This window comes from Psychrobacter sanguinis (assembly GCF_020736705.1).
Taxonomy (GTDB): domain Bacteria; phylum Pseudomonadota; class Gammaproteobacteria; order Pseudomonadales; family Moraxellaceae; genus Psychrobacter; species Psychrobacter sanguinis.
In genome coordinates, this window is record NZ_CP085990.1 from 288,685 (window position 1) to 303,118 (window position 14,434).

Consider the following 14,434-nt stretch of genomic DNA (forward strand, 5'->3'; position numbering starts at 1 on the left):
AAAGCCTAATAATCAAGTGATATAAAGCGATAGATGGTTTCACAGCACTAATTAATAGCATTTAATAAAATGTGCTTATGGTAACAAGTTTCAGGGGCCTTTGGATAGATTTAATAATCCCATTTATAAAAGCCCTGCCTGCTATAACGACTATAAAGGTAAGTCCTTACGGTACTGAACCACGTCGGTTTGTTGGGCTAATTTGTCGTACAAGTAACGCGCGGTTCTATTATCCGCATTGGTCACCCAGTACACACGATTGCAATTATGCGCTTCGGCAAACTGATACACCTGCTCAATCAGCATTAGCCCTATGCCCAAACCTCTAGCCGCGCTATCAACATACAAGTCTTCAAGATAGCAGCAGTCTGTAGTGTTCCAAGTATTGGGGTGCAGTACCACATGGGTAATACCGACAAGCTTAGTACCCTTAAATGCCCCGAACCCATAAATAGGCACATCATGGTCTAATATCTTTGACCAAGTGGCCTCAGTCACCTCTGCCGTTAACACAGTTTTATAGAAACTTAAATAAGCTTGCCAGTACTTATGCCAATCAGAATAATCTGATTCAGTGAGGGGTTTAATAGTTATTTCATTGGTTTTCATTTAAGACATATCCAAGATATTAGGTAAATAATAAAATTCACAGTAAAACGGCTCATAGCGATTTTCAAAACATAGATAAGATAAACTTAATTTTATTTATTTAAAATAGGTATAATATAATACATACCTTTACCCGATTCTACCGCACTAACCGACTAGACATTGACTTAATAAATACCGACTTGATAAATACCGGTTTAGTAAATAAAGGTTTAACAAACATAGACCTAATAAACATCATTGTTGTAAACACTAACGTTATAAAAGCTAATCTTATAAGCACTGGCCTTTCAAAAGTTGAAACCTACCCGTCTCACGATAATACCTTCATCACTTTTCCCTTGCTCTACTCAAACACAGGCTTAAATAATGGCGATTAAAGACTGGCACGAAGACGATCGACCGCGAGAAAAACTGCTTAAACACGGGCCTGAGTATTTAACTGATGCTGAGATATTGGCCATATTTCTGCGCACGGGCACCAAAGCGCAGTCTGCCATCGAACTTGCCCGCAGCTTAATTGATAAATTTGGCAGTATTGCCGAGCTATTAGTAGCCCCAAAAGAGGAGGTATTGGCCTATCATGGCATTGGCACGGCAAAGTATGCACAGTTACTCGCCAGTCTTGAGATTGGCAAACGTTACTTAGACAGCGAGTTAAAGTCTGGCAATAGTCTGAACCGGTCACAAGTGGTGAAAGACTATATCACCACTCAATTGCGCCGTGAGACCAATGAAGTATTCGCCGTATTGTGTCTAGACAATGGATTAAATCTTTTAGATTTTAAAGTTCTTTTTGTGGGCGGTATTTCTTCTTGCTCAGTATGTATCAAACAAGTGTTACGCCATGGTTTAGAGCAGGGTTCTAGCCAACTTATAATAGCTCACAATCACCCTAATCAAGATGCCACACCTTCTGACGCTGATATTCATTTAACCGAAACCTTAAAGCAGGCCTGCCAAGCCATTGACTTAAGCCTAGTCGATCATATTATTGTCGGACGCAATGACACCCTTTCTTTTGCAGAAACGGGGACTTTTCCCTTTTAATCAGACTCAACTAATTGCATAATTCCAAGGTTTAAAACTACCATCATGGTTGATTGATAGCGAACTTATTAAAAAGCTTAAAAATAAATGCTACGAAATTAACCAATTGTAAAGATTCTAGTCTTGATTATCTCTTTCTACCTACTTACTCTGTAACATAGATATTATTTTCTTTATTAGTGGCAGACTCTATTAATGGTTATTTAAATAGTTGTTCAAATGGCTGTCTAAATCATCTACCTATCATTATTTATTAATTAGATCGGTACATACAATTATATGGATGGATCGGTAAATAGATTGATGAGCAGATTAATAGGTAATCATCAATTAATAAGTAGTCATTAAAGAGCCAACAATAGTGAAGAGACGGTATTTATAAAGAAGTGCAAATAATAAAACATAAGCTTCTGAATCTAACTTATTTTAATTTTTAGGGTGCAAACTATGACAACTTTAACCTTAGTTGGCTTTTTTATACTCGCCATACTATTGCAGCTGTTTGCTTTACTATTGGTATTTTTATACGGTTTAAGCCGCACTGTAGGCGCAGCTTTAATTATTATTATTGCTGTTGTGGCCGCTATTATCGCCCCCTGGTCATTATTACTGGGCGTGCCATTGATCATAGGCAGCTTGCTTGTATTAATTCCGCCTTTACGTCAATCATTAATCAGTAATACGGCCTATAACACCTTGGCTGGGGCAATGCCAAGTATGAGTGATACTGAACGTGAAGCTTTAGATGCCGGTACCAGTTGGTGGGAAAAAGAGCTCTTCATGGGTGCGCCCGACTGGAATAAATTTGCCAACTTCAAACATCCGACGTTGTCAGAAAAAGAGCAGTCATTCATTGACAATGAAGTGGAAACCTTATGTTCCATGTTAGATGAGTGGCAAATCCATCATCATGATAAAGATCTATCGCCAGAAGCTTGGCAATATATTAAAGACAATGGATTCTTAGGTTTAATTATCCCTGAAAGCTACGGCGGACGTGAATTCACACCTTATGCTCAAAGCCGTATCATGAGTAAAATTGCGTCACGTAGCTTAACCGCAGCAGTAAGCTGTATGGTGCCAAACTCCTTAGGTCCAGGTGAGCTATTGATGCACTATGGTACTGAGGAACAAAAGCAGCGCTGGTTGCCAGGTTTAGCAAATGGTACTGAAATTCCTTGCTTTGGTCTAACAGGTCCTGAAGCAGGCTCAGATGCCGGCGCTATCCCCGATACTGGGGTAGTCTGTTATGGTATGTATGAAGGCCGTGAAGTATTGGGTCTAAATATGACTTTCTCTAAACGCTGGATTACCCTTGCCCCGATAGCCACTGTGGTTGGTTTGGCTTTCAAACTTCATGACCCTGACGGCTTATTAGGCGATAAAAATAAAACCGATTATGGCATTACTTGTGCTCTAATTCCGGCCAGCTACGAAGGTGTTAAGACTGGTGAACGTCATAACCCTGGCTCACCGTTTATGAATGGTACCGTGGTGGGCAAAGATGTGTTTATCCCGCTTGATTTCATTATCGGTGGTATTGAAAACGCTGGTAGAGGTTGGCGCATGCTAATGGAGTGTTTGGCGGTAGGTCGTGGTATATCATTGCCCGCCCTCTCTACTTCTGCAGGCGAAATGACCTACTTGACTGTGGGTGCATTTGCTAAGGTTCGTGAGCAGTTCAAAATACCTGTTGGTAAATTTGAAGGGGTACAAGAAGCCAGTAGTAATATTGCCAGCAGTACTTATATGCTAGAGTCGTTCCGTCACTTAGTCACTTGTGGTTTAAATGAAGGCGGTACTCCATCAGTCATGACCGCTATGGCCAAATACTATGCGACTGAGACCATGCGCGGTCTGGTCAACGATGGTATGGACATCGTGGGTGGTCGTGCTATTCAGTTAGGCCCTCGTAACTTCTTAGCCCTACCTTATCAAGCGATTCCAGTGTCTATCACAGTGGAAGGCGCTAACATTCTAACCCGTTCATTGATGATTTTTGGTCAAGGTGCCATGCGTTGTCACCCTTACCTATTTGAAGAGTTACAACTGCTTCAAAGCGATGATAAAAAAGAAGCACAACGCAAATTTGATGACATGTTCTTCAAGCACTTAGGCTATACCTTTAATCGCGGTGCGAAGTCCTTTGTGGCCGGCTATTTTGGTGGCAGTGGTAGCGCACCTAAGTATGCGGATAGCTTCACCCGCCCTTACTACAAAAAGATTAACCGTTTGAGCGCCAACTTTGCGTTAACGGCTGATATGGCACTTGGCATACTTGCGGGTGACCTAAAACGTAAAGAGATGCTGTCAGGACGTTTGGCTGACATTCATGCACATTTATTCATTATGACTGCCATCTTGCAATATTATGCCCATGGTAGCCAGTCGGAGTCAGAGCAACTTCATGCTCGTTTAGCGTTAGAGAAATCTTTATATATCATTCAGGAAGCATTCTTTGAGATATTTGAGAACTTCCCTAATCGTATGGCAGCAAGCTTAGTTAAGTTTGTGTGTTTCCCAGGTGGCGACTTCACAGACAAGCCCAGTGATGACCTTAAACGTCAAGTTGGTGAACTTATTATGCTTGATGGCAAGGAGAACCCTTTCCGCGAGCAGATTAAAAGTCTGGTTTACTACACCACCAATCCTGAAGACAACACCGGTCGTATCGAAAATGCTTATCAGACCTTGCTTCAAGTTGAACCTTTATGGCAGAAATTCAAAAAATCTGAACACAAAGGTAAGTTTGTGGGCTTAACTTTTGAAGATCATGTACTGACTGCTCTAAAAGAGGGTGTGATTACTGAAGCAGAATCAGAGCAGCTGATCGAATATAATGCGATACGTTTCGATGCACTATTAACTGATGTTTTCGATGAGCATCTCATTCATGCTTTACCACGTGAAAACCCACACACGCTTGAGAATGCTGCAGGTAACTTAACGCCTTATGTTATTGAAGAGATTGAGAATCCTACATCATCTTCAGCAGCTACTCACTCTAGCCAGCCTGTTCAATCTGAGATACAAGAAGAAACAGGCGATGCCAATAGTGCTCATGGCTATGAACAAGATGGGGATGTCGAAATGACCTCTGAACAGAACAGCGTAGAGGAACAAGTAGACCAAACAGATTTTAATGAGGCGCACCAAAATGACCCTCGTTTGCGTGATGCAGAAATGACTCTAGAACAACGTATGGCCAGAAATCATGCCGATAAGCAGCGCCATAATAAGTAGTATTTATGGCTATGGCTTATGGCTAAGTATCGTCCCTGCATTAAGTACTAAATGCTAAAAGCTAAATATAAAAAACCGTGCCTAGAGCACGGTTTTTTATTATGTATTCAATTGATGAGATTTTCCTAATGCTTTTCATTAATTCCTCATCAATCCTACGGTCCATCGCTATATACTGATTTTGACAGACTTTGTTTAACAAACTGCTTTTTTTCTACTATAGCCATAACTTAACGGTGCTAATACGCTCGGTATTATAAGCCTGTTTAACTTTTAGCTTTCACATTTAGGTGTTAATTATCTAAACATCCTATTCACTTGAAGAGCGATTTCAGTTTATGACCTATTCCAATGCTGCTAATCAAAGCACACCCCCATCTGGCTCAAATGGACCCATAGCCTTACTGAAACGTCTGCTTAAAATCTTGTTACTGCTAGGGGTGGGGTATTTGGCCTTTGTATATTCAGCAGACATTCGTCAACAGTTAACCACGTATGTTGGCAATGCAATGCGATATAGCAAACTGATAAAACAAGACCCGCCTCAGCCAAATAGCTTACCTACGCCTATCCCAAACGCTCATTTAACCGATACTTGGGGAGCGGCTCGAAGTGGAGGGCGTCATCATGAAGGCATAGATATTTTTGCAGCACAAGGAACACCTATTCATAGCACGACCCCAGGTATCGTACGAAAAGTAGGCACAGATTCGTTGGGCGGTAATGTTGTCTCTATATTGGGTCCAGGCGGGGTCGGTCACTATTACGCTCACCTGCAGCAATTTGCTGATATTCAGCCTGGTGACTGGGTAGAAGTGGGCACTGTCTTGGGCTATGTTGGTGATAGTGGCAACGCCAAAGGCACCCCGCCCCATGTACATTATGGCATCTATACCCAATCAGGTGCTGTTAATCCCTACCCACTACTGGCGAAATGACTATGATAGAGTTAATAATAGAGTGAATAAACAAGGACGAAGTGAACTTCGGAGAAATAAACATGAGTAAAATACACCTCAGTATTCACCAAAATTCACTTCCAAATATGGGGCTACTTAGTTTCTTCAGCGACAGGCGGTGCTTCTCGGCCTAAAGTAGACAAATAGGCGATAATGTCTTGTCTGTCTTTGGCATTCGGTATTGGGTCTGACAGCATACGTGTGTCTGCCAATACTGCTTCAGGATCTGCGATATAAGAATCTAGCGTTTTGGCATCCCATACCCAATGTGCTTTTTCTAGCGCTTCACTGTATTTGTAATCCTTTAGTTGTGCCGACGGCGCCATATAGACCCCAATCAACTGTGGGCCTTTTTTATTGCTGCCTGGCTTTAGCGTATGACACTGGCTACACTGGTCCTCATAAAGCTGCTCACCTCTATAACTATCCCCTGCCTCATAGACGGGAGCAGTGACTTGAGCACGATGATCAGGCGGGGTCGGTGTACAGCCCACACTCAGAGCAGTTAAACCTGACAATAATAATGAAACGCTTAACTTCTTGACGCTTAGACGGTACTTTGAGTGTTGGACACTAGCGTGTGGGCTATAAATTTTTAACATCATCAACTCACTTATAAGGATAGGTATTACTAAAGTTGGCAAGGTTAGAGACTGCTAACTCAAAGAAGACTATTTTACGCCATTAATAATGATTGTATAGGTCTACTGGCGTTTTAAAGGGTCGGTTAGGAAGCTCTTGTACCAATTTTGGCACTAAATACCCCGGTAACTGCTGCAACATTTCCCAATATAACTCAACAGCTCGGCGCTGAGTCATATCAAAATGAGCTGCGCCTTCTACTTTGTCCAACAGATGCAAATAATAAGGCAACACGCCTGCTGCAAAAAGTTGCTCGCTTAAGTCAACTTGTACCGACACTGAGTCATTAATTCCTGCTAACAGTACCGTCTGATTCAATAAGGTAATGCCTTTTTGCCGTGCTTGTAGCAAATAATTGGCTGTATGCTCATCAATCTCATTGGCATGGTTGGTATGCACCACCATAACGATTTGGCAGCGACTGGCTTGTAACCGAGATAAGAGCTCTGAGTCTAATCGCTCCGGAATGACGATAGGCAATCGCGTATGAATCCGTATGGTGCTAATTTGCGGCAAAGCTTCTAACGCGTCTAGCCATAAAAATAAACGTCGATTTGACAGGCTCAACGGGTCGCCACCACTCAATAACACTTCTCGAATCTCAGGATGTTGACCAATATAATCTTGGATAAGCTCAAGCTGCTCTGATTTTGGCAAGTTTCCTTGATAATCAAAGTGTTGTCTAAAGCAGTAACGGCAATGAATGGCACAGGCACCGGTAACGGTCACTAAGACTCGAGAATGATATTTATGTAACAAACCTTTAATGGGGTTTTGTTCATTTTCAGCTAAAGGATCGGTCACATAACCGCTAATCTTAGCCTGCTCAAGCTTACTGGGCAGTACTTGTAGCAGCAGAGGATCTTTAGGATCACCCTTTTTCATCTTAGCCACAAAAGCCTTAGGCACACGTAAACCAAAGCCTTTAGGGATATAAAGTTCAGACTTAATATCAGATAATTCTAAAATAGCTAGCAACTGATCTATATCTGTAATAACATCTGCAACTTGTGTTTGCCAACTGATAGGCTGATTACTCGTAGCTTTCTCCTTAAATTTGTCATTCGAATTAAGCTCAGATGAGCCAGTAGCGACTGATGTAATAAGGATTTGCTTGTTTTTTTGTTCGGGTAAATGGTTTATCATGGGACTCATCATATTTGATTTTTTGTCATTAATTTGAAATGTATCAGGAGCAATATTGTGGCAAGTTTTTCAACTAACGAATTTAAAGCCGGTCTTAAAGTTATGTACGATGGCCATCCTTGTGCCATTATCGATAACGAATTTGTTAAGCCAGGCAAAGGCCAAGCTTTTAACCGCGTCAAATTACGTAACTTGCGCACGGGCAAAGTATTGGAGCAAACTTTCAAATCAGGCGACAGCTTAGATGCAGCAGATGTTGTAGATACTGAAATGAACTATCTATATAACGATGGTGAGTTTTGGCATTTCATGCACCCTGAGACCTTTGAGCAATTGCAAGCAGATGCTAATGCAATGGCGGATGCGAAGCAATGGTTAAAAGAGAACGGCAACGATTTATGCACCATCACTCTATTCAACGGTGTGCCTTTATCAGTGACTGCACCAAACTTTGTTGAGCTTGAAATCGTTGAAACTGATCCAGGCGTTCGTGGTGATACATCTGGTGGCGGTGGTAAGCCTGCTCGCTTAGAAACGGGTGCTGTGGTTCGTGTGCCTTTATTCGTACAACAAAATGAAGTAGTACGTGTAGATACTCGTACAGGTGATTACCAAACTCGCGTTAGTCAGTAATTTTGCACTAACTCCCTTTGACCCATTTATATTATGGATTAAAGGGATCGGGTAAAATCACCAACCCATAAATAGCCAGTCTCTAAAGTTTTGTCTGCTCTGCTTTTTCGAGTGCCTATTATACACTCCCTAGCAGCCTATCAAAGCTTTGCGACTTGGCTATTTTTTTATCTGTTATTTTTTGTGGAAAGTGTTTACTGGTATAAAAGCGAACGCTGTCTCAAACGGGTTGTTTTCCTTCTCATTCTGCCTCTTTGTCTAATACTTACTCCAAGCTGCAAGTTACATAAGCGGTATTTAAACCTACTCATAGCTTGTCTACACTGGAAAGACATGAGCTTCGCTTATTGATTGCTCATCTAGAAGTTACCCTCAATTAAATTGAGTTTTTTTATTGGTGAAGGTTATGTTTTATCCTTTCCTGTTAAATATCTATTTAATTAATAGTATATCTTTTACCGACTTTATCGCTTTAGTTTGACATTATCCCACTAATTTAAGAAGTTAACTCTGTCATGTCTTATCCGTTATTGCTATTGATCATAAGCCTCATTGTCATTGTTCCTACCGTATTTGTGGTCAGAGGGCGCTCGAACCAAAATCTGTTGGAGAATCAACAGCCCACTCAGAAGTATCTTGGCAATGCAGGTTCGGCCACCCAAAATCATGGTACTAAAGCCTCTGCAGAACAGTTGCAAATTGCCAATGCCATTAATCAGTACCGTAACCATCCGGCTCTGCCTATCAGCTTTCGTCAATTACTGGGTAAGATTCACAGCCAATATCTGGCACTGGCTTCAGTAAAACTAGATCCTGAGCAGCGTTTCACTGTGGATAAATTAGCTGGCACCAGACTCAGTGAAATTATTGAAGATTACTTGGCTTTAGACACAGACTACGCGGAAAACGCAATTATAGATAACCAAAACAATTTGACCAGCCAAGACATTACTTACGGTCAACTTACCTCAGTGCTAGAATTTATGCAGCGTATACAAAGTGATGGACAACAGCAGGTTGCGACCAATATCTTAGCAAATCGCAGCTACTTGCAATCGGTATACGGAGAATTTCACCCTGATGCCCCTACCAATGACAGTTTGCAGTCGCTAAAGGCACCGGACATGGATTTAAGCGAGTTACAAGATGTGCCGACATCTGAGCTATTAATTGAACGAGGTCACAGCTACTTAAAAGACTGCGATATCATCGCACCCAGTGAATTAAGCTTGGCAAACCATGCGGCCTATTTTGAACAAGGTATATTATTACAACTGGGACAACTGACTTTTACCGCAGAAAATACCATTGCCTATAGCGAAGCCCTATTGGGTAATAGCATCGATTTATCTGCTTTTGATAAAATACTGAGCAAAGCCCTACCTCAATTATTACGTAGTGCTTTGAATGAGACAAACAGTGCGACACTCGATGATAACGGCTCACTAAATAAAATTTCTTCGCATCATCAAGCCTTACTAGAACAGAAAATCGATCGCGTGCAGCAGTTAATAGATGATTGTTTAAACCGCTTAGAAAAAGTTGCTGAGCAGCAGTATCAAACTGGATCTGCTTCGCCAGAGACACTACAGTCTGTCAATAGCACCTTAAAAAGCAAACTGTCGCAGGCACAGTATCTGCTAGATAGTGGATTTTTTAGCTTATAGCGTTTTAAATTTTAGTGTTTTAACTTATTAGAAGCTTTAATCTATAGGAGCTGGTCTTTATGGCCTACTATCAAACCACAATCACCCTGCCTGCCCATGCGCGTGGCGTGCATATTATTACGCCTTATATAGAGCAGTCTATTATAGAGCCGAACTGACAAGGCAAACGTAGCGATCAGAACTAGAACAGAAACAGAGCAAAAGTCGTGGAGTTGATGCTAATGCCCTTCGGTTGTTGGATTAAAGTTAGAAATTGAAATACAATAACTAGTCAACAGTTTTTATGGAAAGCTTAAAGGAAGATCCTTTATTAATGCCGATACGGGTCAGGTCCTTCGCCACGCTCAAAATCTAGCATACCCACTGCCTTACTAAGAAAATCCTGATTTTCTATCAATTCTTTCTCTACATAAAGACAATCGTTTTTTAATATGTATTTGAATCCGTTTTTCTTAACGATATCTGGCAGCAAAGCTTTGTCTAAATCGTCTAGCGGTCTTGTTTCATATATATTGGCTTTTATGTTTAATCTTCTGTATTTAAATGGGACATATCCTTTTGGAATACTGTCATCTGAAAGTTCGTTTTGTATATCACGATTAATATTATCAAAAAAATCCTTTTTATTCATTACTCTTCTCTCCACGTAAACTTTATTATTTTCAACAACATAGCTTATGTTCTTGTTTTCCAATACAGTTATCAACACATCGTTATCAAACTTATTTAAACACTGGCTTTCGATGACATTATTTACTATTTCGAGCTTCTCTAGATTTAATGGAACAAGATCCCTTTGCACAGTGCATGACGAAGTTAAGGAAATAAAAAAGCAACAGCATAAAACGAAAGTCAATCTATCCATTCGATCGATTCCCATTTTTTAGTTTCTGGGTTATAGATACCTTCAAAAGATGACTGCCATTTGGATTTCATCAAAAAATCTTTTGCACCGCCGTTTTCTTTTAGATATATACCATCGTCATCGCTCACCATACCCGTTTCCGGTATGCAAAATCCCTGTCCTTCATTCCAATCGTAAGGATCACTCCAATTCATACTGACAACCCCCTCTCCTTTATAGTGCGAATCGCCATCTTTATATAATACTATTTCAACATCCGATCTGATATCGCCTCTGCATTATCGATAAATGAGTACAACGTATAACCAGCAACGGTATCTTTTTTATATGAGGTGTAATTGAATGAGGGTCCTTTGTTAATGACGATACGGGTCAGGTCCTTCGCCACGCTCAAAATCTAGCATACGGACTGCTTTACTAAGAAAATCTTGATTGTCTATCAATTCTCGTTCTACATAAAGACAATTATTGATAACAACATATTTAAAACCTCCTCTTTTTATAATATCTGGCAGCAAAGCTTTGTCTAGATTATCTAGTGGTCTTGTTTCATATCTATTGGCTCTTTTGTTTAACCTTCTGTACTTAAATGGGACATATCCTTCTGGAATATTGTCATCTAAAAGTTCGTTTTGTATATCACGGTTGATATCATCAAAAAAATCCTTTTTATTCATTACTCTTCTCTCCACGTAAACTTTATTGTTTTCAACAACATAGCTTATGTTCTCGTTTTCCAATACAGTTATCAACACATCGTTATCAAACTTATTTAAACACTGGCTTTCGATGACATTATTTACTATTTCGAGCTTCTCTAGGTTTAATGGAATATAATCTCTTTGCACAGTGCATGACGAGGTTAGGGAAATGAAAAAGCAACAGCATAAAGCAAAAGTCAATCTATCCATTCGATCGATTCCCATTTTTTAGTTTCTGGGTTATAGATACCTTCAAAAGATGACTGCCATTTGGATTCCATTAAAAAATCTTTTGCACCGTCGTTTTCTTTTAGATATATACCATCGTCATCGCTCACCATACCCGTTCCCGGTATGCGAAACCCTTGTCCTTCATTCCAATCGTAAGGATCACTCCAATTCATACTGACAATCCCCTCTCCTTTATAGTGTGAATCGCCATCTTTATATAATACTATTTCAACATCCGATCTGATATCACTTGCTCCTGATGCGTAGGCTAACTCAGAAAGTGGGTTGTATTCGTAGATATCAGCATCCCAACTGTCTTTAGATACTATTTTATTATCGTCTATAGAAAATTCACCTGTTTCACCCTGTAATTGATTTTTCTCAATATAACCTCTGATTCTTTGTTCTGCATCTTGTATAGCGCCATATTGCCTAATATAGTCAGAAGGAATATTTTTAACACTACCTTCACCATCAATAAAGCGTTGTAGATTATCTGCCGCAAAATCTTGTCCTAAGAACCTAGCTCTAGCAATCATGGTCTCATATGCTTCCCTAATTCTAGTGACCTCTAAAGCCTGTTCAGATTTTGTAGGGTACACCTTACCGGTCCGTCGATCAGTATTTCCCTCTCCAGGACCTGCCCAAAGCCCACCATCTGCTAGAGCGTCCTTAGTTGATAGATCAGCCCATTGCGCCATAATTTGCTCAGCCTGAGTGGCATCTACCGTGATATACATCCCTTTGACATTGCCGTTGTTCATCGTGCAAGCATCACCTTCTCTAACCAGTGCCTTGCCTTCGATAAATATAGTGCTTGATCCTGATATAGGCTTGACCTTACCGCCGACAGTACCTGATTTCACACCGCCTCCTCTACCCGCTGCATCACCGAAGCATTTGGGCTGAGTAGTTTGATCAAGTAAGTAGGCAGGCTGACCGTTAAAAAAAGTATGTTCGGCTGTCGCCTCTGCATTATCGATAAATGAGTACAACGTATAACCAGCAACGGTATCTTTTTTATATGAGGTGTAATTGAATGAGGGTCCATTACTGATTGCAATAAGTACGGTCGATTTAGATCCTGCTCGTGGTGTTTTACTCATTGCTGTTATCCTTCTAGTGCTAAATCATATAATTAGTGTGTTTATTTAAAAAGTTTTCATACCGTAATAGATTAACGGTTAACTATTAATACATTGCACTTCCTATGTATACAACCACAGTTATACGTATTAGTAAACATTAAACTAATTATCTTAAATTATTGTTAAGATAATATTAAATTTTTACATAAAATAAGCGCCTCTATTACTTAACTTAATAGGGGCACTTATCGCTTAATTTTTTAATGTTTACAGACGTTGGAGAGCAACTTGTAACGACCAATATGCTCATAGACAGCTTTATTTGATTTTCAATGAGAATGCAGATCCGGATGTGCGTCTAGATACTGAAGATTGGTTAAATACGATAGCGCCTGCTAATCAACCTCAGTATCGCCACACGTTAGAAGGCTCAGATGATTTGCCTGCCCACTTCAAGAGCATTATGTTAGGTGTGAGTTTAAATATTCCGTTAATTAGAGGGCGATTGGGACTAGGAACTTGGCAAGGGGTGTATCTATGTGAACACCGTAACCATGCCAGTGGCCGGCGCTTAGTCATTACTGTCAATACTTAAGCCTAATAGTTAATAAACAATAACCTTAATTGAAAGCTAAATATTAAGCACTATAAGCTATAGCAGTAGGCAAAAGATATACTCTGTTAAATGCAGTCTTGTTCTACCTTAGCGAGGCCTTACTGCCCTATATTTGCGCGACGGATAGAATTGGCTAAATAACTCATACACAGTTAAAACTGTGTCTGGACCTAGGGTATGTTTAACTTTATACCTTGCTTTACAGACTTACTGGATATTGATAGTGCCGATTTTACTGAGTATTGTCGATACAATCTTTAATGATTTAAATCAGTTTAAATACTTCAAAAATAAAATCATAAGAAGTGAGAGAACAATGACAAATATATTTTCAACCCGTTCAGTACCTAAGCTTGCCGTATGTACCGTAATGCTGAGTAGTTTACTTAGCTTAAGCGCTTGCCAAAAACCTAATGAGGAGCAAGAGGATTCGAATAAAAACACCACTGAAAACACGACAGCGGTAAACACTACTGAGACATCGACTGTAGAGACTAGCCAGCCATCGAAACCAGTAGAAGTCGTTGATGTTGAGCACCCTACTCCTGATAGTGAAGCCACTGCAAATGATGCTTCCCAGACATCAGAAGCTGAATCTACTAATGCCGATCCTGCTACTGGCTCAGAATTAGCACCTGCAGCAAAAGCTGCGGCTCCTGCTTCAGAAGTTCAATTGACCGATGTTGAATATAAAGACAGTAATGGTCGCAGTATCCATGTTACCTTCCAGACCTCAGCAACTGATGCCCTACAAGCCAGTTTAAGAATGCCCTCAGGTAAACGCATATTGCTGACCGCCCCTCCTGGACAAGGAAATAATCCTACGTATCGCTCGGCAGATGGTTCTATTGAATTAGTCACCCATGGGGGTGGTTCTAAAATAGACTTATTATATGAAAATGAGACCATTAAATTTGATGCGGTAAAAACGGACGCTGAAGTGATCAAACCTAAGAAGTAATCAACCCTAAATAGTTCAACATC

13 protein-coding genes and 1 pseudogene are annotated in these 14,434 nt (G+C 40.4%); 7 read left to right on the plus strand and 7 right to left on the minus strand.

Going from position 1 to position 14,434, the window contains the following annotated elements:
• Window positions 1-150: 150 nt before the first annotated feature.
• Entirely contained in the window at window positions 151-609 is a 459-nt protein-coding gene (locus LK453_RS01240) for a GNAT family N-acetyltransferase (RefSeq protein ID WP_201535419.1), read from the minus strand.
• 369 nt (window positions 610-978) lie between these two features.
• On the opposite strand from LK453_RS01240, the gene radC reads away from it, so the two are divergent.
• The 3 genes from radC (at window position 979) to LK453_RS01255 (ending at window position 5,840) form a co-directional block, all read left to right on the plus strand.
• Window positions 979-1,659, plus strand: a complete 681-nt coding sequence (gene radC, locus LK453_RS01245) for a RadC family protein (RefSeq protein WP_201535416.1) — start codon at window positions 979-981, stop codon at window positions 1,657-1,659.
• Between the two features lie 447 nt (window positions 1,660-2,106).
• Window positions 2,107-4,902 carry an acyl-CoA dehydrogenase gene (locus tag LK453_RS01250; protein ID WP_201535413.1) on the plus strand — a complete coding sequence of 932 codons (2,796 nt, stop codon included), beginning with the start codon at window positions 2,107-2,109 and terminating at the stop codon, window positions 4,900-4,902.
• A 338-nt stretch (window positions 4,903-5,240) separates the two neighbouring features.
• Window positions 5,241-5,840 carry a M23 family metallopeptidase gene (locus LK453_RS01255; RefSeq protein ID WP_201535410.1) on the plus strand — a complete coding sequence of 200 codons (600 nt, stop codon included), beginning with the start codon at window positions 5,241-5,243 and terminating at the stop codon, window positions 5,838-5,840.
• 113 nt (window positions 5,841-5,953) lie between these two features.
• Here LK453_RS01255 and LK453_RS01260 read toward each other — a convergent pair whose 3' ends face one another.
• Window positions 5,954-6,466, minus strand: a complete 513-nt coding sequence (locus LK453_RS01260) for a c-type cytochrome (RefSeq protein ID WP_201535408.1) — start codon at window positions 6,464-6,466, stop codon at window positions 5,954-5,956.
• A 79-nt stretch (window positions 6,467-6,545) separates the two neighbouring features.
• Complete coding sequence (gene epmB, locus LK453_RS01265; protein ID WP_227674431.1) at window positions 6,546-7,649, minus strand: EF-P beta-lysylation protein EpmB; 1,104 nt, start codon at window positions 7,647-7,649, stop codon at window positions 6,546-6,548.
• A 57-nt stretch (window positions 7,650-7,706) separates the two neighbouring features.
• On the opposite strand from epmB, the gene efp reads away from it, so the two are divergent.
• Both efp and LK453_RS01275 read left to right on the plus strand, forming a co-directional pair.
• Window positions 7,707-8,282, plus strand: coding sequence for an elongation factor P (gene efp, locus LK453_RS01270; protein ID WP_007394182.1), 576 nt, complete (start codon window positions 7,707-7,709; stop codon window positions 8,280-8,282).
• Window positions 8,283-8,797: 515 nt separating this feature from the next.
• Complete coding sequence (locus LK453_RS01275; protein ID WP_201535405.1) at window positions 8,798-9,949, plus strand: hypothetical protein; 1,152 nt, start codon at window positions 8,798-8,800, stop codon at window positions 9,947-9,949.
• A gap of 310 nt (window positions 9,950-10,259) precedes the next feature.
• Here the strand turns inward: LK453_RS01275 and LK453_RS01280 are convergent, their stop codons facing one another.
• The 4 genes from LK453_RS01280 to LK453_RS01295 form a co-directional block, all read right to left on the minus strand.
• Window positions 10,260-10,751 (minus strand): hypothetical protein, encoded by a 492-nt coding sequence (locus tag LK453_RS01280; RefSeq protein WP_201535402.1) that lies wholly within the window; start codon window positions 10,749-10,751, stop codon window positions 10,260-10,262.
• 50 nt (window positions 10,752-10,801) lie between these two features.
• Window positions 10,802-11,008 (minus strand): hypothetical protein, encoded by a 207-nt coding sequence (locus LK453_RS01285; RefSeq protein ID WP_201535387.1) that lies wholly within the window; start codon window positions 11,006-11,008, stop codon window positions 10,802-10,804.
• Window positions 11,009-11,170: 162 nt separating this feature from the next.
• Window positions 11,171-11,662, minus strand: a complete 492-nt coding sequence (locus tag LK453_RS01290; RefSeq protein ID WP_201535384.1) for a hypothetical protein — start codon at window positions 11,660-11,662, stop codon at window positions 11,171-11,173.
• Window positions 11,663-11,712: 50 nt separating this feature from the next.
• Window positions 11,713-12,852, minus strand: a complete 1,140-nt coding sequence (locus tag LK453_RS01295) for a DUF4150 domain-containing protein (protein ID WP_201535381.1) — start codon at window positions 12,850-12,852, stop codon at window positions 11,713-11,715.
• Between the two features lie 295 nt (window positions 12,853-13,147).
• On the opposite strand from LK453_RS01295, the pseudogene LK453_RS01300 reads away from it, so the two are divergent.
• A pseudogene (locus tag LK453_RS01300) lies at window positions 13,148-13,429 on the plus strand (secondary thiamine-phosphate synthase enzyme YjbQ); the annotation flags it as partial.
• Between the two features lie 337 nt (window positions 13,430-13,766).
• Entirely contained in the window at window positions 13,767-14,411 is a 645-nt protein-coding gene (locus LK453_RS01305) for a hypothetical protein (protein WP_201535378.1), read from the plus strand.
• Window positions 14,412-14,434 lie beyond the last annotated feature (23 nt).

Bases quoted from the DNA above. Each gene is read 5' to 3' on its own strand.
- LK453_RS01240 (WP_201535419.1), bottom strand. From the start codon at position 609: ATGAAAACCAATGAAATAACTATTAAACCCCTCACTGAATCAGATTAT.
- radC (WP_201535416.1), top strand. From the start codon at position 979: ATGGCGATTAAAGACTGGCACGAAGACGATCGACCGCGAGAAAAACTG.
- LK453_RS01250 (WP_201535413.1), top strand. From the start codon at position 2,107: ATGACAACTTTAACCTTAGTTGGCTTTTTTATACTCGCCATACTATTG.
- LK453_RS01255 (WP_201535410.1), top strand. From the start codon at position 5,241: ATGACCTATTCCAATGCTGCTAATCAAAGCACACCCCCATCTGGCTCA.
- LK453_RS01260 (WP_201535408.1), bottom strand. From the start codon at position 6,466: ATGATGTTAAAAATTTATAGCCCACACGCTAGTGTCCAACACTCAAAG.
- epmB (WP_227674431.1), bottom strand. From the start codon at position 7,649: ATGATAAACCATTTACCCGAACAAAAAAACAAGCAAATCCTTATTACA.
- LK453_RS01275 (WP_201535405.1), top strand. From the start codon at position 8,798: ATGTCTTATCCGTTATTGCTATTGATCATAAGCCTCATTGTCATTGTT.
- LK453_RS01285 (WP_201535387.1), bottom strand. From the start codon at position 11,008: ATGAATTGGAGTGATCCTTACGATTGGAATGAAGGACAGGGATTTTGC.
- LK453_RS01295 (WP_201535381.1), bottom strand. From the start codon at position 12,852: ATGAGTAAAACACCACGAGCAGGATCTAAATCGACCGTACTTATTGCA.
- LK453_RS01305 (WP_201535378.1), top strand. From the start codon at position 13,767: ATGACAAATATATTTTCAACCCGTTCAGTACCTAAGCTTGCCGTATGT.